This is a genomic window from Pantoea sp. USHLN298 (assembly GCF_037149395.1).
GTDB classification, from domain to species: domain Bacteria; phylum Pseudomonadota; class Gammaproteobacteria; order Enterobacterales; family Enterobacteriaceae; genus Pantoea; species Pantoea astica.
Map to the genome: position 1 here is coordinate 898,757 of NZ_JBBCRO010000001.1, position 26,353 is coordinate 925,109.

Consider the following 26,353-nt stretch of genomic DNA (forward strand, 5'->3'; position numbering starts at 1 on the left):
CAATGTCCTCTGGCAAGATCTCTTTTGATAACACCTGGTTCCGCGAGCTGACAGGGTGTTACACCGCACTGAACCCCACTCCGCTGGCAGGCGGACGCCTGCTTTACCATAATGCCCCGCTGGCCACCGAAATGGGGCTGGATGAGGCGCTGTTTACCGGTGACGGTCATGATGTCTGGCAGGGCGCGGCCTTGTTGCCCGGCATGCAGCCGCTGGCTCAGGTTTACAGCGGACACCAGTTTGGAGTCTGGGCCGGACAGCTGGGCGATGGCCGTGGCATCCTGCTCGGTGAGCAGCGGCTGGCGGATGGCAGCAAACTCGACTGGCATCTGAAAGGGGCGGGACTGACGCCCTATTCGCGCATGGGCGACGGTCGTGCAGTGATACGCTCCAGCGTGCGTGAGTTTCTGGCCTCAGAAGCGCTGCATCACCTGGGGATCCCCACCACCCGCGCACTGACCTTATCCATTGGTGATGAGCCGGTTTATCGGGAAACGCCGGAGCGTGGTGCCATGCTGATGCGCATTTCGCCGAGCCATCTGCGCTTCGGCCACTTCGAGCATTTCTTCTACAGCCAGCAGCAGGAGAAAGTGCAGCAGCTGGCCGATTACGCCATTCGCCACCACTGGCCGCAGTGGCAGGAAGAGGCTGACCGCTATCAGCTGTGGTTTACCGACGTGGTCCTGCGCACCGCGCGCCTGATCGCGCAGTGGCAAAGTGTCGGTTTTGCTCATGGCGTCATGAACACCGATAACATGTCGATTCTGGGTCTGACGCTCGATTACGGTCCGTTCGGCTTTCTTGATGATTACCAGCCCGACTACATCTGTAATCACAGCGATTATCAGGGCCGCTACAGCTTCGAAAACCAGCCGATGATCGGCCTGTGGAATCTCAACCGGCTGGCACATGCGCTGTCCGGGCTGATGACCACCGAACAACTGAAGCAGGCGCTGAGCGTTTACGAGCCGGAACTGATGCGGATATGGGGCGAACGGATGCGGGCTAAGCTCGGCTTGCAAACGGCAGAGAGCGGCGACAATGAGATTCTGACTGAACTGCTGGCGCTGATGACCAAAGAGCACAGCGACTACACGCTGACTTTCAGGCTGTTAAGTGAGACCCAGCAGGCAGAAACCCGTTCACCGCTGCGCGATGAGTTTATCGATCGTGAAGCCTTTGATAGCTGGTACCAGCGTTATCGTGCGCGCTTATTGCAGGAGGAGAGTCGCGATGATACGCGCCAGACGCTGATGAAGTCGTCGAATCCGGCAGTGGTGCTGCGAAATTATCTGGCACAGCAGGCAATTGAAGAGGCAGAGCGGGGAGAGCAGGGCGCGCTGGCGCGATTGCACCAGGCGCTGCAGCAGCCTTTCAGCGATCTGACCGCCGCTGAATATCGTCAGCGGCCGCCAGACTGGGGTAAAACTTTAGAGGTCAGCTGCTCCAGTTAACTCAGAAACGGCGGGAAACCGCGTCGGCGAGCAGGGCAAGCACCGCTTCACTCTCCTGCCAGCCGAGGCAGGGATCGGTGATTGACTGACCGTAAACCAGCGGTTGACCGCCCACCACTTTCTGATTGCCTTCCTGCAGGAAGCTCTCAATCATTACGCCAGCCACGGCCCGCGATCCTGTCTCAATCTGCTGCGCCACATCCGCCGCCACATCAAGCTGGCGGCGATGCTGCTTCAGGCAGTTGCCGTGGCTGAAGTCGATCACCAGCTGTTGCGGTAAATTAAACTCCGCCAGGCTGGCCGCCGCATCTGCCACATCGCTGGCATGATAGTTTGGCGCTTTGCCACCGCGCAGGATCACATGACCATGCGGGTTGCCGCTGGTCTGATAAATCGTCATCTGGCCCTGCTTATCCGGCGACAGAAACATATGGCTGGCGCGGGCAGCGCGAATCGCATCCACCGCAATTTGCACGTTGCCGTCAGTACCGTTTTTGAAGCCGACCGGGCAGGAGAGTGCCGACGCCATTTCACGGTGAATCTGACTTTCAGTGGTGCGTGCGCCAATCGCGCCCCAGCTAATCAGGTCAGCAATAAACTGTCCGATCACCATATCAAGAAATTCTGTTGCGGTCGGCAAGCCCAGGGCGTTGATATCAATCAGCAACTGGCGGGCAATACCGATACCCCGGTTCACATCATAACTGCCGTCCAGGTCGGGATCGGAGATAAGGCCCTTCCAGCCCACCACGGTGCGAGGCTTCTCGAAGTAGGCGCGCATCACGATCTCCAGTCGATCCTGATAACGCACGCGCAGCGCGTTCAGGCGCTCCGCATACTCCAGCGCCGCTTTCGGATCGTGCAGCGAGCAGGGGCCGATAATCACCAGCAGACGCGGATCTTCACCGGTCAGGATACGGGCGATGCGCTGGCGGGCGGCGGTAACATTATTCGCGATGGCGGCAGAAACAGGATGCTCAGCCGCCAGGCTGGCAGGCGTAATCAGACTGCCAATGCGGGCGGTACGCAGTTCGTCGGTTTTGTTCATGAGTTTCTCGAAAACGATTCTTCGCAACGGTGAAATACCGGGAAGTGATGGTGGTCACAATAAACCATTAGCCTGCGAATTCAACCCGGGAATTAATAATGAAATCAAAACCGACGGCAGCGACGCTTTACATCGCCGCCGTGGAAAGCGCGTTAATACATGCGACGGGTCAGACCCATAATGTCGAGAATTTTGGTGGCGATCTCCTCCACCGAGTAGTTGGTGCTGTTGAGATAGCGAATCTGATGGGTGCGGAACAGCGCTTCCACTTCACCCACTTCCAGCCGGCACTGGCGCATTGAGGCGTAACGGGTATTTTCCGCCCGCTCCTGGCGAATCGCGGCCAGCCGCTCCGGATCGATGGTCAGCCCGAACAGTTTGTGCTGATGGGCGCGCAGCGCCGGCGGCAGTTTAAGGTTATCCATATCATCGGCGATGAACGGGTAGTTGGCGGCGCGGATACCAAACTGCATCGCCAGGTAGAGGCTGGTGGGCGTTTTGCCACAGCGCGATACCCCCAGCAAAATCACCTGCGCATCTTCCAGACCGCGCAGTGAAATGCCGTCATCGTGCGCCAGGGTATAGTCAATAGCGGCGATACGCGCATCATATTTACCGAGATTACTGGCATCCAGACCGTGCGTGCGGTGCGCCACCGGCGCTGGCGACAGCCCCAGTTCCTGCTGTAACGGTGCCACCAGCGCCTGCACGATATCCTGACAAAAGCCTTCACTCTGCACGATGATGTCGCGCACTTCCGGCGTGACAATAGAGAAGAACACCAGCGGTCGTACGCCGCTCTGCTGATAGAGCGCATTAATCTGCGCTTTGACCGCCTGCGCCCGCTGAACGTTTTCAACGAACGGCAGCGTCAGGCTGGTGATGTTGACCGGAAACTGGGACAGCACCGCATGGCCCAGCACTTCGGCGGTGATGGCAGTGCCATCGGAAATATAAAAAACGCTTCTGTCAGTACTCATGACGTGTCGGCCTCTGAAAAGAGTGAGCGGTCAGTCGGTGCCGCAAGATAAAATAAATAATCCATATTATTCAGTTATGAATTTTTCATTTTTAGTATTACCGCCCTGTTTTAGCACAGCAGAGAAAATGAAAGGGTGTTTCATTTCGCATATTTTCGTGATGACTTTAAGCGGCAATAAAAACAGCCATTCAGCCTGTTGCGCAACAAAAATCGATTATTAAGTGACTGAAAATGGGTGATTTACTGTTGCATCAGTCATTTAGCTTAAAATAAGCGGCTTGCGCAACAGAAAATTACGCCATGCACAATTCCGAATCTGTTGCCGATATTCTGCTTTAACGATTCAACAGATCGTTATTAGCAGGACGTTATGCCAGGCTGAATGGGTTGATTGCAGAATATTCCATGTGCCCATTCATTGATAAAGGATAAGCTCAATGTCCAATAAAGGCGAACAGCCGCTAGTGCTCTGGTATAACCAGCTTGGCATGCATGATGTTGATCGGGTGGGAGGCAAAAATGCTTCTCTGGGTGAAATGATTACCAATCTGTCGTCGCTGGGAGTATCGGTACCCAATGGTTTTGCGACCACATCTTACGCCTTCAACCTGTTTCTCGATCAAAGCGGACTGAACCAGCGCATTTATGCATTACTGGATAGCACCGATATTGATGATGTTGATGCGCTGGCAAAAGCCGGTAAGCAGATTCGTCAGTGGATAGTCGAAACGCCGTTTTTGCCGGAACTGGAAGCGGCGATCCTGGAGGCCTACCAGCAACTCTCTTCTGATGATGCTGATGCCTCTTTTGCCGTACGTTCATCGGCGACCGCCGAAGATATGCCCGATGCCTCATTTGCCGGCCAGCAGGAAACGTTCCTGAATGTGCAGGGCATTGAGGCAGTGATGGTGGCGGTGAAGCATGTTTATGCCTCACTGTTTAACGATCGCGCAATCTCCTACCGTGTCCATCAGGGCTATGATCACCGTGGCGTCGCACTGTCAGCGGGCATTCAGCGTATGGTGCGTTCCGATCTGGCTGCATCCGGCGTGATGTTTACTATCGATACCGAATCCGGCTTCGACCAGGTAGTCTTCATCACCGCGGCGCTGGGCCTGGGTGAGATGGTGGTGCAGGGCGCGGTCAACCCGGATGAGTTTTATGTCCATAAACCGACGCTGGCGGCGGGCCGCCCGGCGATTGTTCGTCGCAACATGGGGTCGAAAAAAGTGCGTATGGTTTACGCCGATTCCCTGGCGCATGGCGAACAGGTCCGGATAGAAGATGTGCCCGAAACTGAGCGCGATCGCTTCTGTCTCTCGGATGACGAAGTGCAGGCGCTGGCGCAGCAGGCGGTGCTGATCGAACAACACTATCAGCGTCCGATGGACATTGAATGGGCCAAAGATGGTCATACTGGCAAGTTATTTATCGTTCAGGCGCGGCCTGAAACGGTGCGCTCAAATGGTCAGGTGATGGAGCGCTATACGCTGCAGGGTCAGGGCAGCGTGGTGGTTGAAGGTCGTGCCATTGGTCATCGTATTGGCGCGGGTGAAGTGAAAGTCATCCACGACATCAGCGAAATGAACCGGATTGAAAAAGGCGATGTGCTGGTCACGGACATGACCGACCCGGACTGGGAACCGATCATGAAAAAAGCCTCGGCAATCGTGACCAACCGTGGCGGTCGTACCTGTCATGCCGCGATCATTGCGCGTGAACTGGGTATCCCGGCGGTGGTCGGCTGCGGAGATGCCACCGATCGGCTGAAAGAAGGTCATAAGGTGACGGTCTCCTGCGCCGAAGGAGATACCGGCTATGTCTACGATCAGCTGCTGGACTTTGACGTCACCAGTTCGCAGGTCGATTCCCTGCCAGAGCTGCCGCTGAAAATTATGATGAACGTCGGCAACCCTGACCGGGCTTTTGACTTCGCCTGTCTGCCGAATGAGGGCGTTGGCCTGGCGCGGCTGGAATTTATCATCAACCGCATGATTGGCGTTCACCCTAAAGCCCTGCTGGAGTTTGATCAGCAGACGCCGGAAATACAGCAGCAGATTCGCAAGCTGATGAAAGGATTCGACGATCCGGTAGAATTTTATATCGGTCGTCTGACTGAAGGGATTGCCACTCTTGGTGCCGCTTTTGCGCCGAAACGGGTAATTGTGCGACTTTCCGATTTTAAAACTAACGAATACGCCAATCTGGTCGGGGGCGAACGTTACGAGCCGGAAGAGGAAAATCCGATGCTCGGCTTCCGCGGTGCCGGCCGTTATGTTGCTGACAGCTTCCGTGATTGCTTCGCGCTGGAGTGTGAAGCGGTGAAGCGGGTCCGCAACGAGATGGGACTGACCAATGTCGAGATCATGGTTCCGTTCGTGCGTACCGTCGATCAGGCGCAGGCGGTGGTGGAAGAGCTGGCGCGTCAGGGACTGAAGCGCGGCGAGAATGGGCTGAAGGTGATCATGATGTGTGAGATCCCGTCGAATGCCCTGCTGGCTGAGCAGTTCCTGCAGCACTTTGACGGCTTCTCGATTGGCTCCAACGATATGACGCAGCTGACGCTGGGGCTGGACCGCGACTCTGGCGTAGTTTCCGCGCTGTTTGATGAGCGTAACGACGCGGTCAAGGCGTTGCTTTCAATGGCGATCAAAGCGGCGAAAAAGCAGGGCAAGTATGTCGGGATTTGCGGTCAGGGTCCGTCGGATCACCAGGACTTTGCCGCCTGGCTGATGGAAGAAGGGATAGACAGCCTGTCGCTCAACCCGGACACCGTGGTAGAGACCTGGGTCAGCCTGGCACAGCTCAATAAATCCGCCTGACAACCCACCCGATTGCAGTGACAAGGCCAGCTTAGCTGGCCTTTTTTTATCAGGTGGCTGTATTGCGGGCAAAAAAAAGCCCATCACAGGGGATGGGCAAAGACTACACACAGCAATTCTTTACTCTACTCAGGGGAAGACTGTTGTTTAGAAATCAGTAAGATGATTTCGAACATAGGAAACATGTTATTCACCAGACCGGCTGGCGTCTTTAAGAATCCTCTTATTAGTTTAAGGCCGATAATCTTTTGTCACCTTTTATGGCGCATTTCACTTAAGAAACAGTGCAGAAAATAATCTTTTTTAACCCGGAATGGTGCATTTCTGGCTAAACATGGCTTTTTTCTTAAAAACCGCTAATGGAAAACAGTATTAAGGTGAAGAAGAAGAAGCGGTGCGGTTAATGATCATTAACCGCACTAATCATTGCTTAAAGGGCGTTAAGGTGGGGTTTCTTCATGGTCGGAGAGGGCCTCCGCCACGGCCAGCGGGTCGTCGTCCGGGGCGGGCGCTTCATGTACCCAGACGGAAACCAGGCGATAAGAGACCGCCAGCACTACCGGACCGATAAACAGGCCAATCATACCAAACGCGAACAGGCCGCCGATGACACCGGAGAGGATGAGGATCATCGGCAGGTCAGCCCCCATCCGAATCAGCATCGGTCGCAGCACGTTATCCAGCGTGCCGACGACGCAACTCCAGACCAGCAGGACGGTGCCCCAGGTAGTATCGCCGCTCCAGTAGAGATAGATAATGGCAGGCACCAGCACCAGCAGCGGACCAATCTGCACCAGGCAGCAGAGGATCATCAGCACCGTTAACAGCGTGGCATAGGGGATACCGGAGATCGCCAGGCCAATGCCGCCCAGCACGCCCTGTACCAGCGCGGTGACAACCACTCCCAGCGCCACGGCGCGGATCGACTGCGCCGCCAGCAGTACCGCAGCATCGCCACGACGTCCGGCCATGCGGAACGCGAAGTGGCGGATGCCCTGCGCGGCCTGTTCGCCACGCCAGTAGAGCAGTACGCTGAACAGCAGCATCACCGCCAGGTGAATCATAAAGCGACCAAAATGGCCGGCCTGCGCCACAAAGAAACCGGTAGTGCGGCCAATATAGGGCTGTACTTTCGCCATGATGCCGGAGCCGCCGCCTTCCACCAGTTTGTGATAACTGCTGTAAAGTTTACGGCCTACCATCGGCACATCATTAATCCATAGCAACTGAGGCACCAGGTGCCCCTGCGTTACCCAGGCGACTACCGGTGCGCTGTTATCGATCAGGCTACTGACCAGCAGAGCAATAGGGATAATAAACAGCAGTAACAGCAGCAGGGTCATGGCGATCACCGCCAGTGAACGACGTCCCCATAACAGCCGCTGTATCCTGAGCATCAGTGGCCAGGTAGCGATCACCACCATGCTGGCCCAGGCAAACCCCAGAATAAAGGGCTGTACCACCCATAAACAGGCGATGATCAGTAACAGAATAAACATCAGGGTAAAAAGTATCTGCGGTAAATCCATGTCCCGATACAGGCTTTTCATCATTGATTCATAACCTCATCCAAATCCTTCATTGCCGGGCTCTCTGCGCCCGTTTTTATCATGATCTATTTACCGCGGATTAAACAGAGCCGCGGGGAAAGGTTTTTACCTTTCCTGAAAAAACGGCAGCCGTGGAAAAAATGTGATAAAACGAGGGACCGCAAACGCGCAAACGCAAACGTTTACAACATCTTCGGTCAGACAATCATGATCCCACAGATTTCGCAGGCGCCGGGCCTGGTTCAACTGGTGCTGACATTCCTCGAGTCGCTGAAAGAGCAGGGTTTTACCGGCGATACCGCCACCAGCTATGCCGATCGCCTCTCACTCTCCACCGACAACAGCATCTATCAGCTGCTGCCCGATGCAGCACTGTTTCCACGCTCAACCGCCGATGTTGCGCTGATTGCCCGGCTGGCCGGCGAGTCACGCTTTGAGAGCCTGGTGTTCACGCCGCGCGGTGGTGGCACCGGCACCAACGGCCAGTCGCTGAACCAGGGTATTGTGGTGGATATGTCGCGCTACATGAACCGCATCCTGGAGATTAACACTGACGAAGGCTGGGTGCGGGTAGAAGCGGGCGTTATCAAAGATCAGTTGAATGCTTATCTTAAACCGTTTGGCTTCTTCTTCTCGCCTGAGCTGTCGACCAGTAATCGCGCCACGCTGGGCGGCATGATTAATACCGATGCCTCCGGCCAGGGGTCGCTGGTCTATGGTAAAACCTCCGATCATGTCATTGGACTGCGCGCCGTTCTGCTGGGCGGCGATATCCTGGATACCCGGCCAATGGCGACAGCACTGGCCGAAACGCTGGCCCGCACGGCCACGCCGGAAGGCCGGATCTATCAGCAGGTGCTGAGTCGCTGCCGTGAACAGCGCGCGCTGATTCTGGAAAAATTCCCGCGTCTCAACCGTTTCCTGACCGGCTATGACCTGCGGCACGTCTTTAGCGACGATATGCAAACCTTCGATTTAACGCGCCTGTTGTGCGGTGCCGAAGGAACGCTGGCTTTTATTACCGAAGCCCGGCTGGACATCACGCCGCTGCCGAAAGTACGCCGGCTGGTTAACATCAAATATGATTCGTTCGATTCGGCCCTGCGCAATGCGCCTTTTATGGTTGAAGCGCAGGCGCTGTCGGTCGAAACCGTCGACTCGAAAGTGCTGAATCTGGCGCGGGAAGATATCGTCTGGCATTCGGTGCGGGAGCTGATTACCGACGTGCCGGATAAAGAGATGCTGGGGCTGAATATTGTCGAATTTGCCGGTGACAATGCCGCATTAATCGACAGCCAGATCAGCCAGCTGTGCGCGCGTCTGGATGCGCTGATGGCGCAACAGCAGGGCGGCGTTATCGGTTATCAGTTCTGCGACGATCTGCAGGGCATTGAGCGCATTTATAATATGCGCAAAAAAGCGGTCGGGCTGCTGGGTAATGCCAAAGGTCGCGCCAAGCCCATCCCGTTTGTAGAAGATACTGCCGTGCCGCCGGAGAGCCTGGCTGATTACATTGTTGAATTTCGCGCCTTGCTCGACAGCCACGGGCTGAGTTATGGCATGTTCGGGCATGTCGATGCGGGCGTGCTGCATGTTCGTCCGGCGCTGGATATGTGCGATCCGCAGCAGGAGATGATGATGAAACAGATCTCCGATGAAGTGGTGGCGCTGACGGCGCGCTATGGCGGCTTACTCTGGGGCGAGCACGGGAAAGGATTCCGCGCGCAGTACAGCCCGGCATTTTTTGGCGAAACCCTGTTCAATGAATTGCGTCGGATTAAAGCGGCATTCGATCCGCTTAACCGCCTCAACCCCGGCAAAATCTGCACCCCGTTTGACAGCCATGACGAGATGATGCAGGTCGATGCGGAGAAGCGTGGCACGTTTGACCGCCAGATTCCGGTCACGGTGCGCGATGAATGGCGCGGTGCGATGGAGTGTAACGGCAACGGTCTGTGCTTTAACTTTGATGCCCGTAGCCCGATGTGTCCGTCGATGAAGATCACCCGTAACCGTATTCATTCACCGAAAGGGCGCGCGACGCTGACCCGTGAATGGCTGCGACTGCTGGCAAATCAGGGCGTCGATCCGCTGGTGCTGGAGCAGCAACTGCCGGAGAACCGACTGTCGCTGCGGGCGCTGATCGCCCGTACCCGCAACAGCTGGCATGCCAGTAAAGGCGAATACGATTTTTCGCATGAGGTTAAAGAGGCGATGTCGGGCTGTCTGGCCTGTAAAGCCTGCTCAACCCAGTGTCCAATCAAAATTGACGTTCCCGGATTCCGCTCGCGCTTCTTACAGCTCTACCACACCCGTTATCTGCGGCCGGTCAGCGATCATCTGGTGGCGGCCGTTGAAAGCTACGCGCCGCTGATGGCGAAAGCGCCCAAAACCTTTAACTTCTTTCTGCGCCAGCCGTGGCTGAAAGAGCTGAGCAAAAAGCAGATTGGCATGGTCGATCTGCCGCTGCTCTCCTCACCGACGCTGAAACAGCAGCTAAGCGGTCATCCGGCGATGAATATGACGCTGGAACAGCTGGAGCAGCTCTCGCTGGCTGAACGCGCTGACACGGTGCTGGTGGTGCAGGACCCGTTTACCAGCTTCTATGAAGCGCAGCTGGTGAATGACTTTATCCGCCTGATTGAGAAGCTGGGCTACCGACCGGTTCTGCTGCCGTTTTCGCCGAATGGCAAAGCGCAGCATGTGAAAGGTTTCCTGCAACGTTTCGCCCGCACCGCCAGCCGTACCGCTGACTTCCTCAATCGGGTGGCAAAGCTGGGAATGCCGATGGTTGGCGTCGATCCCGCCACGGTGCTCTGCTATCGCGATGAGTATCATCAGACGCTGGGTGAGGCGCGCGGTGAGTTCAGCGTCTTGCTGGTGCATGAGTGGCTACAGCAGGCGCTGGCTGAACGCGCGGTACAGACCACCAGCGGAGAGTCATGGTATCTGTTTGGACACTGTACCGAAGTGACAGCGTTGCCGTCCGCGCCCAATCAGTGGCAGGAGATTTTTTCCCGTTTTGGCGCCAAGCTGGAGAACATCAACGTCGGTTGCTGTGGAATGGCAGGGACCTACGGCCACGAGACTAAAAACTTCGAAAACTCGCTGGGGATCTACGCGCTCTCCTGGCATCCGCAACTGCAGCGCCTGCCGCGCCAGCGCTGCCTGGCCACCGGCTACTCCTGCCGCAGCCAGGTAAAACGCGTGGAAGGGAACGGGATGCGACATCCACTGCAGGCATTGTTAGAACTTATGTAAAAAAATTGTGCGCGACGTCACGACGCGGCTGGATTAGAATATCCAGCCCGCGTGACGCACAAATTCGCTTTGCAGCGCGGTGGCTTTGTCCCATTCACCGATCATCGCCAGCTGATGGCAGAGACGGGTCAGGGACAGGCGCGCCAGCTGATAGGCCTGAATGCGAAACAGGCGGTCGCGTTCGCTATTGCCCATCTCCTGCACCAGGCGGTGATGCAGTTTGCCCATCGCATGCAGGTAGCTCTGGTCATCTCCGTTCAGCTGGCAGACTTCTGCCATATCCAGACAGGTATCATTAAACTGACGTAATTGCTGAAGGGAACAGTCGGCCCGGTCAAGTCTGGCCTGCGCCAGGTAGAAGTCGACGGTGATATCGCGCACCGAAAATTTGTACTCGTCGATCTTATGCTGCAGCCAGGCAGAGACTGAAAGCGTCATAACGCCACCCTGAACGTGAATGATAATAATTATCATATTCAACTGAGTCGGGATTGCAATTGTTGCGGCAGAAAAATTTAACGATTTATCTGGCCTGTCGGTATAATCGGAAATAACAATCTGTTTACATCGCAGAAAGGCGTAACCTATCAATAAAGACTTTTACGAAAAGTGATGATTTTAAAAAGAGTGATTTATTAATAGGTTATATCGGGACTCTTCCTGTGTTCTGTCTCACCGCAAAGTGAGTTGAAGGGTCTATGCTTAATAAACAGGCGAATAAAACAGCACAAGATGATTATCCCTGCAAAACAAGAGGTTGAAGTGATTGGTCAGATCACTACCATAGGGGGATAGCCTGAAAAGGTCCGGACTCAAGAGGTATCAACATGGCATCCGTTAATGCAGACTCTTTCTCACCCGACGACTATGTCTGGAAAGGGCTGACGCTGACTGAAACCGCAGCGCAACAAATTCTCAATCTGGCGGCTCAGGACCCTGATGTCAAGGGTCTGCGCTTAGGCGTGAAACAATCCGGCTGCGCCGGTTTTGGTTACGTCATGGATCTGGTGAAAGAGCCAGTCGATGACGATCTGCAGTTCTCGTTCCACGGCGCAACCCTGTTTGTGCCGCTTCAGGCGATGCCATTTGTTGATGGCACCGAAGTGGATTACGTTCGCGAAGGCCTGAATCAGATTTTTAAATTCAATAACCCTAAAGCTCAGCACGCCTGCGGGTGTGGCGAGAGCTTTGGCGTCGAGTAAGTGAAATATGTCACGACACAGCGAAACATCTGACGATGTACAAATCTGGGAAGGCAAGCTCAATTATAAAGAGGGCTTCTTTACCCAACTGCAGACCGAAGAATTTGCCAACGGCATCAATGAAGATGTGGTGCGCGCAATTTCGGCCAAGCGTAACGAGCCAGAGTGGATGCTGGAGTTTCGTCTTAAAGCTTTCCGTGCCTGGCTTGAAATGGAAGAGCCGCACTGGCTGAAAGCGCATTACGAGAAACTCGATTACCAGGATTACAGCTACTATTCCGCACCGTCGTGCGGTAATTGCGATGACAGCTGCGCCTCTGAGCCGGGAGCAACTCAGGCATCAGGCAGCGCGCCGGCCAGCGATTATCTGACGCAGGAAGTGGAAAATGCCTTTAACCAGCTGGGCGTACCGGTACGTGAAGGGCGCGAAGTAGCGGTTGACGCGATTTTTGACTCGGTATCGGTGGCGACCACCTATCGCGGCAAACTGGCGGAGCAGGGCATTATCTTCTGTTCCTTCGGCGAAGCGATTCAGGATCATCCGGAGCTGGTGAAGCAGTATCTTGGCACGGTGGTACCGGCCAACGATAACTTCTTTGCCGCGCTGAATTCGGCCGTTGCCTCAGACGGGACCTTTGTTTATATCCCGAAAGGCGTGCGCTGCCCGATGGAGCTATCGACCTATTTCCGCATCAACGCAGCGAAAACCGGTCAGTTCGAACGCACCATCCTGATTGCTGATGAAGATAGTTACGTCAGCTACATCGAAGGATGTTCAGCACCGGTACGTGACAGCTACCAGCTGCATGCGGCGGTGGTGGAAGTGATCATCCATAAAAATGCCGAAGTGAAGTACTCGACGGTGCAGAACTGGTTCCCGGGCGGTGAAGGCGAGGGCGGTATCCTCAACTTCGTGACCAAGCGTGCGCTGTGTGAAGGCGACCACAGCAAGATGTCCTGGACGCAGTCAGAAACCGGTTCAGCCATCACCTGGAAATACCCGAGCTGCATTCTGCGCGGTGATTACTCGGTTGGCGAATTTTACTCGGTCGCGCTGACCAGCGGCCGCCAGCAGGCGGACACCGGCACCAAAATGATCCACATCGGTAAAAACACCAAATCGACCATTATCTCCAAAGGGATTTCGGCCGGTAAAAGTGAAAACACCTATCGCGGCCTGGTGAAAATCATGCCGACCGCCACTAACGCGCGTAACTTTACCCAGTGTGACTCAATGCTGATTGGCCCGGACTGCGGCGCACATACCTTCCCGTATGTGGAAACCCGCAACAATACGGCCCAGCTTGAGCACGAAGCCACTACCTCACGTATCGGCGAAGATCAGATGTTCTACTGTCTGCAGCGCGGTATCAGTGAAGAAGATGCCATCTCGATGATCGTGAACGGCTTCTGTAAAGACGTGTTTTCGGAGCTGCCACTGGAATTTGCCGTGGAAGCCCAGAAATTGTTAGCCATCAGCCTTGAGCACAGTGTGGGCTGATGCCGTCACACGCGTTGCCGGAAGCAATGTGAAGGAATAAGTATGTTAAGCATTAAAGATTTACAGGTAAGTGTTGAAGATAAAGCCATTCTGCGTGGTCTGAACCTCGAAATTAAACCGGGTGAAGTTCACGCCATTATGGGCCCGAACGGCTCAGGCAAAAGTACGCTCTCTGCTACGCTGGCCGGACGCGAAGATTATGAAGTGACCGGTGGTTCTGTCACCTTTAAAGGTAAAGACCTGCTGGAGCTGGCACCGGAAGAGCGTGCCGGTGAAGGTATCTTTATGGCCTTCCAGTATCCGGTTGAAATCCCTGGTGTGAGCAACCAGTTTTTCCTGCAAACCTCGGTTAACGCGGTGCGTAAATACCGTCAGCAGGAGGAGCTGGATCGCTTCGATTTCCAGGACTTTATCGAAGAAAAAATTCATCTGCTGAAGATGCCAGAGGATCTGCTGACTCGTTCAGTGAACGTTGGCTTCTCCGGTGGCGAGAAGAAGCGTAACGACATTCTGCAGATGGCGGCGCTGGAGCCGGAACTCTGCATCCTGGATGAAACCGATTCCGGGCTGGATATTGATGCGCTGAAAATTGTGGCGAACGGCGTTAACAGCCTGCGCGATGAGAAGCGTGCCTTTATCATCGTTACCCACTATCAGCGTATTCTGGACTACATCAAGCCAGACTTCGTACACGTTCTTTATCAGGGCAAAATCGTGAAATCTGGCGACTTCTCGCTGGTGAAACAGCTGGAGGAGCAAGGTTATGGCTGGCTTACCGACGAAGAGTGATTCTGCGCTGCAACAGTGGCATCACCTGTTTGAATCGCGCGGTGACGTGCGTTCACTTCAGGCACAGCAGCACTGGCAGCAACTGATGCGGGTTGGCTTGCCGACCCGTAAGCATGAGAACTGGAAATACACCTCGCTGGATACTTTCCTGACGCAACAGTTTGTGCTGCCAGAGGCACCGCAAACCCTGAGCGCTGAGCAGGTTGATGCGCTGGCGCTGCCACTGGATGCCGTGCGTCTGGTCTATGTCGATGGTCAGTTTCAGCCTGCGTTCAGTTCCCGCGACAGCGAGCTGTTTGAAATTCACCACAGCGTGGCGGCCGAGCGTCGTCCACTGCCGGCTGCGGTACAGCCGGAAGTCTTCCTGCACCTGACCGAGAGTCTGGCGGAAGAGGTGACCACTCTTCATCTGGCTCGCGGTAAAGCTGCTGCCCGTCCGCTCTATCTGCTGCACATCACCAGCGGCCAGCAGAGCGGGATGAACACCGTTCATCATCGTCATCATCTGCAGCTGGATGAGAGCGCGGAAGCGGAAGTGGTTGAGCACTACGTCTCGCTGGATGGCAGCGCGCACTTCACCGGCGCACGCTTTACCTTTGAGGTCGGCAACAACGCAAAACTGACCCACACCAAACTGGCGTTTGAAAGCAGCGAGAGCTATCACTTCGCGCACAACGACCTGGTGATCGGCAGTGATGCCCAGGTCAGCAGCACCAGCTTCCTGCTGGGCGCGGGTCTGAGCCGTCACAACACCAGCACCCAGTTAAACGGTGAGAATACCCAGCTGGCGGTGAACAGTCTGGTGCTGCCGGTGCGTCAGGAAGTGGCGGATACCCGTACTTACCTTGAGCACAATAAAGGCTACTGCGTCAGCCGTCAGATGCACAAAACCATCGTGCGTGACAAAGGCCGGGCGGTGTTTAATGGTCATATCAAAGTGGCTAAGCATGCGCTGAAAACAGATGGACAGATGACCAACAACAACCTGTTGCTGGGACGTCTGGCCGAAGTGGACACCAAGCCGCAGCTGGAAATCTATGCGGATGACGTGAAGTGCAGCCACGGCGCCACCATCGGTCGCATCGATGATGAGCAGATGTTCTATCTGCGCTCGCGCGGTATTGAGCAGGACGCTGCCCAGACCATGATCATTCACGCCTTTGCTGCGGAACTGACCGAAGCACTGGAGAATGAGGTCTTGCGTCAGGCAGTGCTGCAGCGTATCGCTGAGCGCTTTCCTGGAGACGACTCATGATGAACTTCGATCTCGAACGCATCAGGGAAGATTTTCCGATCCTGAAGCGTGAGGTCAACGGTCATCCGCTGGCCTATCTTGACAGTGCGGCCAGCGCACAACGCCCGCTGTCGGTGATCAACGCCGAAAGTCATTTCTACCAGCACGGCTACGCGGCCGTGCATCGCGGTATTCATACGCTCAGCCAGCAGGCGACCAGCGATATGGAGAACGTGCGCGACCAGGCGGCGCGTTTTCTGAATGCGGCCACGCAGGAAGAGATCGTGTTCGTCAAAGGCACCACTGAAGGCATCAATCTGGTGGCCAACAGCTGGGGCGGCGCGAATCTCCAGCCGGGCGACAACCTGATCATCACCGAGATGGAGCATCACGCTAACATCGTGCCGTGGCAGATGGTGGCGCAGCGTACCGGTGCTGAAATCCGGGTGCTGCCGCTGAACGACAATGGCGAGCTGGCGCTGGAGCAACTGGCAGGTCTGATCGACAGCCGCACCCGTTTGCTGGCGGTCACGCATGTCTCTAATGTCCTTGGCACAGTCAACCCGGTGAAGGCGATCGTCGCGCAGGCAAAAGCCGCGGGCGTCGTGACGCTGATTGATGGCGCGCAGGCGGTGATGCATGGCAAAGTCGACGTGCAGGATATCGGCTGCGACTTCTACGTTTTCTCCAGCCACAAGCTGTATGGCCCGAACGGCGTCGGTATTCTCTATGGCCGCAAAGCGCTGCTGGATGAGATGCCACCGTGGGAAGGCGGCGGATCGATGATCGACCGCGTGCTGCTGCCGACCGGGACCACCTGGAACAGTGCGCCCTGGCGTTTCGAAGCCGGGACGCCAAACACCGGCGGGATTATCGGCTTTGGTGCCGCGCTGGCCTACGTTCAGGCGCTGGGGCTGGAGACGATTCATCAACGCGAAACGGCGCTGATGAATTACGCGCTCGATAAGCTGGCCTCGGTACCGGATATTCAGATTTACGGCCCGCAGGCGCGTGCTGGGGTGATCGCCTTCAATCTGGGCAAGCATCACGCCTTTGACGTTGGCAGCTTCCTCGATCAGTACGGCATTGCGATCCGTACCGGCCACCACTGCGCAATGCCGCTGATGCACCACTACAACGTGCCAGCGATGTGTCGCGCCTCGTTCACCTTCTACAACAGTGAAGAGGAAGTGGATCGTCTGGCGGCCGGACTGACTCGTATTCATCGTCTGCTGGGCGGCTGAACAGTTTTAACGGAGTAACCGATGGCGAATTTGCCAGAAAAAGAGAAACTGGTGCGTAACTTTAATCGTTGCGCCAACTGGGAAGAGAAGTACCTCTACATCATTGAGCTGGGGTCAAAACTTCCGGAATCATCTGAAACCTTACACCAGCCGGAAAATGCCATTTCAGGCTGCCAGAGCCAGGTGTGGATCAGGATGACACCGCAGGAAGATGGCACCATCGCCTTTGAAGGTGACAGTGACGCCGCGATTGTTAAAGGTCTGATTGCTATCGTATTTAGCCTTTATCAGAATCTGCCGCCCGCTGAAATTGTCGCGCTGGATGTGCGCCACTGGTTTGGCGAACTGGCACTGATGCAGCACCTGACGCCGACCCGGTCGCAGGGGCTGGAAGCGATGATTCGGTCTATTCGCCATACCGCTCAGAACCTCAGCTAAGCTACACTCGACAGACGCCAACCGGCGTCTGTTTTTTTATCTGACGAGAAAATTGCATGAAACCTGCTTTACGTTTAGCCGGTGCACTGCTGCTGACCTGCTTTGGGCTCTCTGCACCCGCTTTTGCCACGGAATACCCGCTACCGCCGCCTGACAGTCGCCTGATTGGCGAAAACGTCCTGACTCAGGTTCCTGACGACAAACGTCCACTGGAAGAGATCGCCGCCCGCTACCAGGTTGGTCTGCTCGGCATGCTGGAGGCCAATCCCGGCACCGATCCCTGGCTGCCGAAAGCCGGCACGCAACTGACCGTACCGCTGCAGATGCTGCTGCCCGACACACCGCGTGAAGGCATTGTGGTGAATCTGGCCGAACTGCGTCTCTACTACTATCCCAAAGGCGAAGACAAGGTGATCGTCTATCCAATCGGGATTGGTCAGCTGGGCGCGGCGACGCCGGTGATGGTGACCCAAATCAGTCAGAAAATACCGAATCCCACCTGGACGCCGACTCAGAACATTCGTAAACGCTATGCCAAAGAGGGCGTGACGCTGCCTGCAGTGGTGCCTGCCGGGCCCGACAACCCGATGGGGCTGTTTGCCATGCGTCTGGCGCGCGGCAGCGGCCAGTATCTGATCCACGGCACCAATGCGAAGTTTGGTATTGGTATGCGTGTCAGCTCCGGTTGTATCCGCCTGCGTTCAGAGGATATCGAAGCGCTGTTTAATTCGGTACCGAAAGGGACGCGGGTTCAGATTATCAATCAGCCGGTGAAATATGCGGTGGAGCCTGACGGTAAACGCTACGTTGAGGTGCATCAGCCCCTGTCGCATAGCGATAAGGACGATCCGCAAACTATGCCGTTAGCGCTGACTACCGGACTGAAGAAGTTTATTAAAAGCGAAGAGAGCGATAGCGCATTGATTAAAGCGACCTTAGCGCGCCGCTCAGGGATGCCGGTACTGGTCAGCAGTGGTGAGCCGGTCCGGAGCGAGACAACGCCGCCAGCAGGGCGGGAGACGCCTTCATCAGCCTCTGCTGCGCCAGTCGATGAGGCTAAAGCCGAAACGGCCACGCCCTGAGAGGATTAACGCGGGAAACCGCGTAAATGCAAAGCAAAAAAAATGGCGCCTTAAAGGCGCCATTTTTAAACCAGAACTCTTACTTACGGTAAGAGTGAGCCTGGTTGTCCAGACGCTGGTTAGCGCGAGCTGCGTCATCTTTAGCAGCCTGAACGTCTGAACGCACTGCGTTCACGTCGTTGCTCAGCTGGTCAACTTTAGCGTTCAGAGTCTGAACGTCTGAAGACAGCTGGTCGATTTTAGCGTTGCTTGAGCAACCAGCCAGCAGAGTTGAAGCCAGAACTACCGCGCCCAGTACCAGTTTAGTACGATTCATTATTTATACCCTCTAGATTGAGTTAATCTCCATGTAGCGTTACAAGTATTACACAAAGCTTTTTAAGTTGAGAATAAATTTTTGATGAGAAGATGCTTAAATTTGATCGTTCGCTCAAAGAAGCAGCGGATCGCAGTAGATGATAAAAAAATTTAGCGAAAACAGAGAGATTTAATCGGATTAACCTTAATATAAAGTGTATTTGAATAGTTATTTTCGATTGGAATTTTCCGCTATTTGTATTAAGTACAAATAAAAAAAAGCGCCCATGAAAGGCGCCTTAAAATAAAGAGCAAAAAGTGTTTTACAGTACGTGTACTGAGGCGGTGTTGGTAGTTCCGCTTGGTACTAATGCACCAGAGACCAGCACCACCACATCACCTTTCTGACCGTAGCCGCTTTCCAGCGCCGCTTCTTTACCCAGACGATAGAAATCATCGGTAGAGGCAATCTCAGTGACCAGACGAGTCTCAATCCCTTTACTCAGGATCAGCTGACGCGCAGTGGTCGGATTGGTGGTCAGCGCCAGGATGGTGGCGTTCGGGAAGTATTTACGCACGGCCTTGGCAGATTTACCGCCTTCGGTGGCAACCACAATCAGTGGTGCTTCCAGCTTCTCAGCCGTTTCAACGGCACCGCGGCAGACCGCTTCGGTGATACGCAGCTTGCGGGTGTCGTTCTGGCTATCGATACGTGACTTCATCACGCGGTCGGTACGCTCACAGATGGTCGCCATGATGGTGACCGACTCAAGCGGGTATTTACCCTTGGCGCTTTCGCCAGAGAGCATTACCGCATCGGTGCCGTCGAGGATGGCGTTTGCCACGTCGCCCGCTTCAGCACGGGTAGGGCGTGGGTTCTTGATCATCGAGTCAAGCATCTGGGTAGCGGTAATCACCACTTTGCGCGCTTTATTACACTTCTTGATCATCATCTTCTGAGCGAAGATCACTTCTTCAACCGGGATCTCAACGCCCAGGTCGCCACGCGCTACCATGATGCCATCAGAGGCTTCGAGAATTTCGTCGAAGTTGTTCAGGCCTTCCTGGTTTTCGATTTTGGAGATGATCTGGATGTTCTCACCGCCGTGCTGCTTCAGGTGCTCGCGAATTTCCAGCACGTCTGAGCGTTTACGGATGAAAGAGGCCGCCACGAAATCAACGCCTTGCTCGCAACCGAAAATCAGGTCGCGCTTATCTTTTTCGGCCAGCGCTGGCAACTGGATTGAAACGCCAGGCAGGTTAACGCCTTTGTTTTCACCAAGATCGCCGTTGTTCAGCACTTTACACACCACGGTATTTTCAGTGACTTCGGTCACTTCCATTCCGATCAAGCCATCATCGACCAGCACGGTGTTGCCGATTTTCAGGTCAGCGGTAAAGCCAGGGTAGGTGACCGCAACGCGCTCGCTGTTACCGATCACGCTCTGGTCGGTGGTAAAGGTAAAGGTCTGACCCGCTTTCAACGGCGCATCATTTCCGCCTTCCAGTTTCATGGTGCGGATTTCAGGGCCTTTGGTATCCAGCAGGATAGCCGCCTGACGACCGGTTTTTTCCATCACGGCACGCATATTGGTGATGCGCTGACCGTGCTCGGCATAATCGCCGTGGGAGAAGTTAAGACGCATAACATTCATGCCGGCTTCCAGCAGCTGGGTCAGCATCTCTTCTGATTCGGTTTTCGGGCCGATAGTACAAACGATCTTAGTCTTTTTCATGACAGGTTATCTGTAAGTTGTGATGGATGATAAAGGGCGAAATCCGATGGCAATGCATCGAAGTGAGAATACTGTTTGAAATCGAAACGGGCTGTACAGAGTAAGAATAGGTGACGAAGGCCAGGCGTGCAGGGAAGTTGTGCGGTTACGCCGGGTAACCACCTCATTATTGTTGCGCAAATTATCTGAGTTATCGCAATAGGCACGTGATCGCTGAAACCTTTCAAGTGGACAACGCGGCACAGTATAGACGCTAAGTATGCGAAAACCAATCAAAAAGCAGAAGGGGGAAGCGATGCAGATCAATAAAAGTGGAGTTGCGCAAGCTGAAGGAATTCTGAAAGTGGTGCGCTCTAATGGACTCGAACCATCGACCCCCACCATGTCAAGGTGGTGCTCTAACCAACTGAGCTAAGAGCGCATACTGAATGCATATTGAATATTGGTGCGTCCGAGTGGACTCGAACCACCGACCCCCACCATGTCAAGGTGGTGCTCTAACCAACTGAGCTACGGACGCACTTGGTGCGCTCTAATGGACTCGAACCATCGACCCCCACCATGTCAAGGTGGTGCTCTAACCAACTGAGCTAAGAGCGCAACACGCTGTCTGGGCGACAGCGGGGACGAATATTAACGGCAGCCGGTGAGGCTGGCAAGGAGAAAAAGCGTTTTTTCACCGTGACTGAGCAGCAACTGTGCTATGCGTCGTTTTTTTAGGCGTCGCGGGCCTTTTACCGCCCGCTCAACCGGTTAGCGCGCCGCGCGCGTCAGGATCACCTCGGCAGGTGACTGCTGCAGACGCCTGATTCGCCAAAGCATCATTACCGCCGCGGATGTCAGCCCGATAATAAAGCCGCACCAGAATCCCGCTGGCCCCATGCGTGGCACCAGCCAGTCAGTGAGCGCCAGCAGATAACCGGCCGGCAGACCAAGCAGCCAGTAGGCGATAAAGGTGATAAAAAAGATCGAGCGGGTATCTTTGTAGCCACGCAGAATACCGCTGCCAATCACCTGGATCGAATCGGAGAACTGATAGATCGCTGCCAGCAGCATCAGCTGCGCCGCCAGCGTCACCACTTCCGGATTGTCGTTATAGAGCAGGGCGATCTGATGCCGGAAGGTGACGGTAAACAGCGCGGTCATCGCCGCCATGCTGATGCCGACGCCCTGCGCAGTCCAGGCGGCCACCTTCGCCTGTTCAGTCGATCCCTGACCCAGACGATAGCCGACCCGGATAGTGGTGGCGACGCCAAGCGACAGCGGCATAACAAACATCAGTGAGCTGAAGTTCAGTGCAATCTGATGTCCGGCAACGTCAACGATTCCCAGCGGAGAGACCAGCAGCGCCACCACGGCAAACAGCGTCACCTCAAAGAACAGCGCCAGCGCCACCGGCAAGCCCAGCGTCATCAGACGGGTCAGAATAGGCCGTGACGGCGCAGACCAGCGACTGACCAGATGGATATCCCGCATGGCGCCCATCCGGCGGATCCAGAAACGCATACAGATGAACATCACCCAGTAAACCGAGGCTGTTGCCACGCCGCAGCCGACACCGCCCAGCGCTGGCATACCGAAGTGACCATAGATAAAGATATAGTTAAGCGGGATATTCACCATCAGCCCGAGAAAACCCAGCACCATACCCGGTTTGGTTTTCGACAGGCCTTCGCACTGATTACGCAGCACCTGGAAGAACAGGTAGCCCGGTGCGCCAAACAGCAGCGCATGAAGGTAACCTTCTGCTTTCTGCGCCAGCAGCGGATCGATATCGTGCATCGCCCGGATTAAATAACCGGCGTTCCACAACACCACCATGATCAACAGCGAAACAAAAAATGCCAGCCAGTAGCCCTGACGAATTTGCTCGGCGATGCGTTCGCGGCGGCCAGAGCCGTTGAGTTGCGCAACCGTGGGCGTCAATGCAAGCAGAAGACCATGACCAAACAGAATGGCCGGAAGCCAGATAGAGGTGCCGACAGCAACGGCGGCCATATCCGTGGCGCTGACGGCGCCGGCCATAATGGTATCCACAAATCCCATTGCGGTTTGAGCCACCTGAGCAAGGATGACCGGGATCGCAAGGGCAAGCAATTGACGCGCTTCTGTTAAATACTTCTGCACGTTAACACCTGAATAGTTAATAAAATAATGACGGGGTCAGAAAAGCCCCAGGAATTGCGTCCGCTAGTGTAACTGTCAGGACCGGATTCGCCAATCTTTGTCACTGCATGCGATTTACTCTGCTGTCAGGCAACACCGCTGGCTGAAAGCGAACAGCGGACGTGAGCTGTGATAAACTAGCGCAAACTTCGCAGAGGCAAAGACTATGTTTACCGGTATTGTGCAGGGCACCGCAGAAATAGTGTCCATTGAAGAGAAAGAGCTGTTCCGCACCCACACCATCAGGATGCCGGCAGAATTATTGCCAGGCCTGGCACTGGGCGCCTCCGTGGCGCACAACGGCTGTTGCTTAACCGTAACGGCTATTGAGGGCGATCGGGTCAGTTTTGATTTAATTAAAGAGACCCTGCGTGTCACCAACCTCGGCGATTTACGTCAGGGCGATGTGGTCAATATCGAGCGTGCCGCAAAATTCAGCGATGAAATAGGCGGACACCTGATGTCCGGTCATATTATGACCACGGCTGAGATCTGCAAAATTATCCAGTCGGAACACAACCGCGAAGTGTGGTTTAAAATTCAGGACCCGACCCAGATGAAATATATCCTGCACAAAGGCTTTGTCGGCATCGACGGCATTAGCCTGACGGTAGGGGACGTGACCAAAACCAAATTCTGCGTCTATCTGATTCCGGAGACGCTGGAACGCACTACGTTAGGCGCCAAAACCTTTGGCGACCGGGTTAACATCGAGATTGATCCGCATACCCAGGCGATCGTCGATACCGTTGAGCGGGTGCTCGCACAACGGGATGCCGCCGGGACGGTAGCTATGCTGGCCGGAAAGCCTGCCGCGCAGGAATAAAAAAATAAGGCGCATCAGCGCCTTTTTTTCTGTTTTTAATCTTGCTCAGCCGCCGCATCAACGCGCCACGCGTAATCCGCCTTCCACACCCCGACTGAATACTACCTGCCATAACTGAATATCACGGGCGCGAAACGCACCGGCACAGGCGTTGAGATAGTAGGAGAACATGCGTTTAAAACGTTCGCCGTAGCTCTCCGCCAGTTGCGGCCAGGCCTGGATAAAGCGCTCATGCCACGCCATCAGGGTCGTGTCGTAATCGGCGCCAAAGTTATGCCAGTCTTCCAGAATAAAATGGGGCTCGCTGGCGTCAGCAATATGTCGAACGGAAGGCAGACAACCATTCGGGAAAATATATTTATCGATCCAGGGATCAACATTCATATCGGTTTTAATCGCACCGATAGTATGCAGCAGGAAAATACCGTCTGGCTTTAAATTACGATCCACGACATCGAAATAGGTGGCGTAATTTTTCGGTCCGACATGTTCAAACATGCCGACCGAGACAATACGGTCAAACTGCTCATTCAGGTCGCGATAATCCTGCAATAAAATAGTGACGTCTAAACCTTCACAACGCTGTTGTGCCAGCTTCTGCTGTTCGGCGGAAATGGTAACGCCGTGAACTTTCACGCCATAATGACGGGCGGCAAATTCGGCCAGTCCTCCCCAGCCGCAGCCAATATCCAGCAGCGACATGCCAGGCTCCAGCCCTAATTTACGGCAGATCATATCCAGCTTCGCTTCCTGCGCAGCGGCCAGCGTCGTGGCCTCTTTCCAGTAGCCGCAGGAGTACTGCATATAGGGATCAAGCATCAGAGAAAACAAATCGTTTCCTAAATCGTAATGCTCTTTACCGACAATCCAGGCGCGTTTTTTCGACTGGAGATTAGTTAAGCGCGCCGCGGCAATACGCAGCGTATCTTTAAAGTGATGAGGGAGTTGCTGATCCAGTTTATGTTTGAGTACGTGGTGGAAAAATATATCCAGCCGATCGCATTCCCACCAGCCATCCATATAACTCTCGCCCAGACCCAGCGATCCTTCCTGCAGGACACGTTTAAAGAAGTCAGGATTTTTCACCTGAATATCCCAGCTCCGTGAGCCATTAATTTCGATATCCGCTTTTTCCAGCAATTCGTGAACGATGCGATACCAATGGTTTTCTTCGAGGCTCACTTCTTCTACATACGATGAACTCATAGCTTCTCCACCACCTGTCCAATCTTAACCTGAAAAAGAATAGTCAATTTCTTCAGGAATTGAGAAAAGTCACGGATGACTCCGTAAACCAGAGATCTGGCGTGATACAGAGGATTGAAACGGTTCAAAAGCATCAGGCACGGTAACAGTAACGCGCGCGCAGACGCCATCCCGGCAACCCGGTTGCCAATCAGTTTGTTACGTTATTATGTTGTTGATTTGTAGCAGAATTATTGACCCGAATGAGTATATTATCACGCGGGTCAATATTCAATGACTTATTGTTAGGTTGCTAACTAAAAATCATTGCCTCAGTGATTATCCTGGCAGGCGGTCGTGGGGGTGGCAACATCAGATTGTGCGTTTGTCACCCGCTGCAGCGCGAAGCCGAGCAGGGCGAGCAGAATGGTCAGGGCCATTATCAGGGTTGTGGTCAGCAGTGGCTGGGTTAATCCGGCGGAGACGGCCAGGCTGGCGGCAAAGCATAATCCCAGCTGTAGCGTATTCTGCAGCGCAGCGGCTTTACCGGTCGCATCCGGGAAAGGCATCAGTGCGGCGGAGACCACAATCGGATAGATAGCACCGTTAGCCAGCGCCATGCCGCAGAACGGCAGCAGCAGGCTCAGCAGCGTACTGTGGCCGGAGAGTGCGACGGCAAACAGCGCCAGGATGCTCAGACTGTAGACCGCCAGCAGCCACGGCAGCAGCTGCGCCCCTTTAAAACGGTTGAGCAGGGCACGGCAGCCGAAGCCACCAATCAGGAAGGCAACCGTCTGGGGCAGATAACTCAGACCAATATCGGCGGGCGACAGGCCCAGATCGGCCAGAATAAAGGGTGAGCCGGTCAGCCAGGCGAAAAAGCTGGCGGAACAGGCGGAATAAATCAGCACGTTACCACTGTAAACCCGGGATTTAAGCAGGGTAAAAAAGCCCGGATTTGCGCCCTGGTTGCCCGTTGCTTTGCGGCCCGACGGCAGGCGCAGCGTCGTGAGGATCAAGGCCAGCGCAATCAGCGTCAGCACCAGGAAGATCGAACGCCAGTGGAAATGACCAATCAGCCACGCGCCTAACAGCGGTGCCAGGGCTGGCGAAAGCGCCACCAGCGGCATGATGGTGGCAAACACCTTATTAGCACGTGCGGCCGGATAGCGATCGACCACCAGCGCCTGCCAGCTGACAGCGGCCGCACAGACGCCAATCGCCTGAACAAAGCGCAGCGCCAGCATCAGATAAATATCCTCTACCCACAGCATACCGGCACAGCCGACGGCGAACAGCGCCAGTCCGGCCAGCAGCACCGGCTTACGCCCGATGCGATCGGAGAGCGGACCCCAGAACAGCTGACCGCAGGCAAAACCGGCCAGGAACAGGCTCATGCTGGCACTGATCAGGCCAGGCGAGGTATTGAAAGTTTGCTGCATCGCGCCAAACGCGGGCAGGTACATATCGGTGGCTAAAAAGCCCAGCATGCTCAGCAGAGCGAGATAAGGCATAAATCCTTTTGACGGTGACATC

Annotated in this window: 20 protein-coding genes, 3 tRNA genes and 1 other RNA gene; 11 read left to right on the forward strand and 13 right to left on the reverse strand. The window is 54.9% G+C overall.

Going from position 1 to position 26,353, the window contains the following annotated elements; genetic code table 11:
* Positions 1 to 2 precede the first annotated feature (2 nt).
* Positions 3 to 1,454 (forward strand): protein adenylyltransferase SelO, encoded by a 1,452-nt coding sequence (locus WFK59_RS04305; protein WP_442956293.1) that lies wholly within the window; start codon positions 3 to 5, stop codon positions 1,452 to 1,454.
* Position 1,455: 1 nt separating this feature from the next.
* On the opposite strand, the gene WFK59_RS04310 is transcribed toward WFK59_RS04305, so the two are convergent.
* The gene (locus tag WFK59_RS04310; RefSeq protein ID WP_336755096.1) at positions 1,456 to 2,502 is read right to left on the reverse strand and encodes a 3-deoxy-7-phosphoheptulonate synthase; all 1,047 of its coding nucleotides are present in this window, start codon (positions 2,500 to 2,502) and stop codon (positions 1,456 to 1,458) included.
* A gap of 152 nt (positions 2,503 to 2,654) precedes the next feature.
* A complete protein-coding gene (gene ppsR, locus WFK59_RS04315) occupies positions 2,655 to 3,482 on the reverse strand; it encodes a posphoenolpyruvate synthetase regulatory kinase/phosphorylase PpsR (protein WP_094120311.1) in 828 nt (275 codons plus the stop codon).
* 439 nt (positions 3,483 to 3,921) lie between these two features.
* Between ppsR and ppsA the strand changes: the two genes are divergently transcribed.
* On the forward strand, positions 3,922 to 6,306 hold the full coding sequence (ppsA, locus tag WFK59_RS04320) for a phosphoenolpyruvate synthase (protein ID WP_233984477.1): 2,385 nt from the start codon (positions 3,922 to 3,924) through the stop codon (positions 6,304 to 6,306).
* 68 nt (positions 6,307 to 6,374) lie between these two features.
* Here the strand turns inward: ppsA and rprA are convergent.
* Together rprA and ydiK are read right to left on the reverse strand one after the other, a co-directional pair.
* An RNA gene (gene rprA / locus WFK59_RS04325) (antisense sRNA RprA) lies at positions 6,375 to 6,482 on the reverse strand.
* Positions 6,483 to 6,746: 264 nt separating this feature from the next.
* Positions 6,747 to 7,856: an AI-2E family transporter YdiK gene (gene ydiK / locus WFK59_RS04330; protein ID WP_233988187.1), complete on the reverse strand. Its 1,110-nt coding sequence runs from the start codon at positions 7,854 to 7,856 to the stop codon at positions 6,747 to 6,749.
* 207 nt (positions 7,857 to 8,063) lie between these two features.
* Between ydiK and ydiJ the strand changes: the two genes are divergently transcribed.
* Positions 8,064 to 11,117, forward strand: a complete 3,054-nt coding sequence (gene ydiJ / locus WFK59_RS04335; RefSeq protein ID WP_336755097.1) for a D-2-hydroxyglutarate dehydrogenase YdiJ — start codon at positions 8,064 to 8,066, stop codon at positions 11,115 to 11,117.
* Between the two features lie 33 nt (positions 11,118 to 11,150).
* On the opposite strand, the gene WFK59_RS04340 is transcribed toward ydiJ, so the two are convergent.
* Positions 11,151 to 11,555: a hypothetical protein gene (locus WFK59_RS04340; RefSeq protein WP_233984475.1), complete on the reverse strand. Its 405-nt coding sequence runs from the start codon at positions 11,553 to 11,555 to the stop codon at positions 11,151 to 11,153.
* A gap of 389 nt (positions 11,556 to 11,944) precedes the next feature.
* Here WFK59_RS04340 and sufA point away from each other — a divergent pair, with 389 nt between their 5' ends.
* Genes sufA through WFK59_RS04375 form a run of 7 tightly spaced genes read left to right on the forward strand, consistent with a single transcriptional unit; the run spans position 11,945 to position 18,607 of the window.
* On the forward strand, positions 11,945 to 12,319 hold the full coding sequence (gene sufA / locus WFK59_RS04345) for a Fe-S cluster assembly scaffold SufA (RefSeq protein ID WP_233984474.1): 375 nt from the start codon (positions 11,945 to 11,947) through the stop codon (positions 12,317 to 12,319).
* A 7-nt stretch (positions 12,320 to 12,326) separates the two neighbouring features.
* On the forward strand, positions 12,327 to 13,820 hold the full coding sequence (gene sufB / locus WFK59_RS04350) for a Fe-S cluster assembly protein SufB (RefSeq protein ID WP_233984473.1): 1,494 nt from the start codon (positions 12,327 to 12,329) through the stop codon (positions 13,818 to 13,820).
* Between the two features lie 42 nt (positions 13,821 to 13,862).
* Complete coding sequence (sufC, locus tag WFK59_RS04355; protein WP_094120315.1) at positions 13,863 to 14,609, forward strand: Fe-S cluster assembly ATPase SufC; 747 nt, start codon at positions 13,863 to 13,865, stop codon at positions 14,607 to 14,609.
* On the forward strand, positions 14,584 to 15,864 hold the full coding sequence (gene sufD, locus WFK59_RS04360; RefSeq protein WP_233984472.1) for a Fe-S cluster assembly protein SufD: 1,281 nt from the start codon (positions 14,584 to 14,586) through the stop codon (positions 15,862 to 15,864). Before sufC ends, sufD begins: the two co-directional genes overlap by 26 nt.
* Positions 15,864 to 17,087 (forward strand): cysteine desulfurase SufS, encoded by a 1,224-nt coding sequence (gene sufS / locus WFK59_RS04365; RefSeq protein WP_233988186.1) that lies wholly within the window; start codon positions 15,864 to 15,866, stop codon positions 17,085 to 17,087. Before sufD ends, sufS begins: the two co-directional genes overlap by 1 nt.
* 21 nt (positions 17,088 to 17,108) lie before the next feature.
* Positions 17,109 to 17,525 (forward strand): cysteine desulfuration protein SufE, encoded by a 417-nt coding sequence (gene sufE / locus WFK59_RS04370; RefSeq protein ID WP_233984471.1) that lies wholly within the window; start codon positions 17,109 to 17,111, stop codon positions 17,523 to 17,525.
* Between the two features lie 56 nt (positions 17,526 to 17,581).
* Entirely contained in the window at positions 17,582 to 18,607 is a 1,026-nt protein-coding gene (locus WFK59_RS04375) for a L,D-transpeptidase family protein (RefSeq protein ID WP_336755099.1), read from the forward strand.
* A 79-nt stretch (positions 18,608 to 18,686) separates the two neighbouring features.
* On the opposite strand, the gene WFK59_RS04380 is transcribed toward WFK59_RS04375, so the two are convergent.
* From WFK59_RS04380 to WFK59_RS04405, 6 genes are all read right to left on the reverse strand, one after another.
* Entirely contained in the window at positions 18,687 to 18,923 is a 237-nt protein-coding gene (locus tag WFK59_RS04380) for a major outer membrane lipoprotein (protein WP_009090492.1), read from the reverse strand.
* A gap of 304 nt (positions 18,924 to 19,227) precedes the next feature.
* Positions 19,228 to 20,640, reverse strand: coding sequence for a pyruvate kinase PykF (pykF, locus tag WFK59_RS04385; protein ID WP_233984469.1), 1,413 nt, complete (start codon positions 20,638 to 20,640; stop codon positions 19,228 to 19,230).
* A 344-nt stretch (positions 20,641 to 20,984) separates the two neighbouring features.
* Positions 20,985 to 21,061: transfer RNA gene (locus WFK59_RS04390), tRNA-Val, on the reverse strand.
* Positions 21,062 to 21,083: 22 nt separating this feature from the next.
* Positions 21,084 to 21,160, reverse strand: a tRNA-Val gene (locus WFK59_RS04395).
* A gap of 3 nt (positions 21,161 to 21,163) precedes the next feature.
* Positions 21,164 to 21,240, reverse strand: a tRNA-Val gene (locus tag WFK59_RS04400).
* Positions 21,241 to 21,393: 153 nt separating this feature from the next.
* Entirely contained in the window at positions 21,394 to 22,767 is a 1,374-nt protein-coding gene (locus WFK59_RS04405) for an MATE family efflux transporter (protein WP_233984468.1), read from the reverse strand.
* 205 nt (positions 22,768 to 22,972) lie between these two features.
* Between WFK59_RS04405 and WFK59_RS04410 the strand changes: the two genes are divergently transcribed.
* Positions 22,973 to 23,632, forward strand: a complete 660-nt coding sequence (locus tag WFK59_RS04410; RefSeq protein ID WP_233984467.1) for a riboflavin synthase subunit alpha — start codon at positions 22,973 to 22,975, stop codon at positions 23,630 to 23,632.
* A 57-nt stretch (positions 23,633 to 23,689) separates the two neighbouring features.
* Here WFK59_RS04410 and cfa read toward each other — a convergent pair whose 3' ends face one another.
* Positions 23,690 to 24,838, reverse strand: a complete 1,149-nt coding sequence (gene cfa / locus WFK59_RS04415) for a cyclopropane fatty acyl phospholipid synthase (RefSeq protein ID WP_233984466.1) — start codon at positions 24,836 to 24,838, stop codon at positions 23,690 to 23,692.
* A gap of 311 nt (positions 24,839 to 25,149) precedes the next feature.
* Positions 25,150 to 26,352 carry a purine nucleoside transporter PunC gene (gene punC / locus WFK59_RS04420; RefSeq protein WP_336755100.1) on the reverse strand — a complete coding sequence of 401 codons (1,203 nt, stop codon included), beginning with the start codon at positions 26,350 to 26,352 and terminating at the stop codon, positions 25,150 to 25,152.
* Position 26,353: the final 1 nt, after the last annotated feature.

Excerpts from the sequence above, each read along its gene's own strand:
- WFK59_RS04305 (WP_442956293.1), top strand. The coding sequence starts at position 3 with ATGTCCTCTGGCAAGATCTCTTTTGATAACACCTGGTTCCGCGAGCTG.
- WFK59_RS04310 (WP_336755096.1), bottom strand. The coding sequence starts at position 2,502 with ATGAACAAAACCGACGAACTGCGTACCGCCCGCATTGGCAGTCTGATT.
- ppsR (WP_094120311.1), bottom strand. The coding sequence starts at position 3,482 with ATGAGTACTGACAGAAGCGTTTTTTATATTTCCGATGGCACTGCCATC.
- ppsA (WP_233984477.1), top strand. The coding sequence starts at position 3,922 with ATGTCCAATAAAGGCGAACAGCCGCTAGTGCTCTGGTATAACCAGCTT.
- ydiK (WP_233988187.1), bottom strand. The coding sequence starts at position 7,856 with ATGAAAAGCCTGTATCGGGACATGGATTTACCGCAGATACTTTTTACC.
- ydiJ (WP_336755097.1), top strand. The coding sequence starts at position 8,064 with ATGATCCCACAGATTTCGCAGGCGCCGGGCCTGGTTCAACTGGTGCTG.
- WFK59_RS04340 (WP_233984475.1), bottom strand. The coding sequence starts at position 11,555 with ATGACGCTTTCAGTCTCTGCCTGGCTGCAGCATAAGATCGACGAGTAC.
- sufA (WP_233984474.1), top strand. The coding sequence starts at position 11,945 with ATGGCATCCGTTAATGCAGACTCTTTCTCACCCGACGACTATGTCTGG.
- sufB (WP_233984473.1), top strand. The coding sequence starts at position 12,327 with ATGTCACGACACAGCGAAACATCTGACGATGTACAAATCTGGGAAGGC.
- sufC (WP_094120315.1), top strand. The coding sequence starts at position 13,863 with ATGTTAAGCATTAAAGATTTACAGGTAAGTGTTGAAGATAAAGCCATT.
- sufD (WP_233984472.1), top strand. The coding sequence starts at position 14,584 with ATGGCTGGCTTACCGACGAAGAGTGATTCTGCGCTGCAACAGTGGCAT.
- sufS (WP_233988186.1), top strand. The coding sequence starts at position 15,864 with ATGAACTTCGATCTCGAACGCATCAGGGAAGATTTTCCGATCCTGAAG.
- sufE (WP_233984471.1), top strand. The coding sequence starts at position 17,109 with ATGGCGAATTTGCCAGAAAAAGAGAAACTGGTGCGTAACTTTAATCGT.
- WFK59_RS04375 (WP_336755099.1), top strand. The coding sequence starts at position 17,582 with ATGAAACCTGCTTTACGTTTAGCCGGTGCACTGCTGCTGACCTGCTTT.
- WFK59_RS04380 (WP_009090492.1), bottom strand. The coding sequence starts at position 18,923 with ATGAATCGTACTAAACTGGTACTGGGCGCGGTAGTTCTGGCTTCAACT.
- pykF (WP_233984469.1), bottom strand. The coding sequence starts at position 20,640 with ATGAAAAAGACTAAGATCGTTTGTACTATCGGCCCGAAAACCGAATCA.
- WFK59_RS04410 (WP_233984467.1), top strand. The coding sequence starts at position 22,973 with ATGTTTACCGGTATTGTGCAGGGCACCGCAGAAATAGTGTCCATTGAA.
- cfa (WP_233984466.1), bottom strand. The coding sequence starts at position 24,838 with ATGAGTTCATCGTATGTAGAAGAAGTGAGCCTCGAAGAAAACCATTGG.
- punC (WP_336755100.1), bottom strand. The coding sequence starts at position 26,352 with ATGTCACCGTCAAAAGGATTTATGCCTTATCTCGCTCTGCTGAGCATG.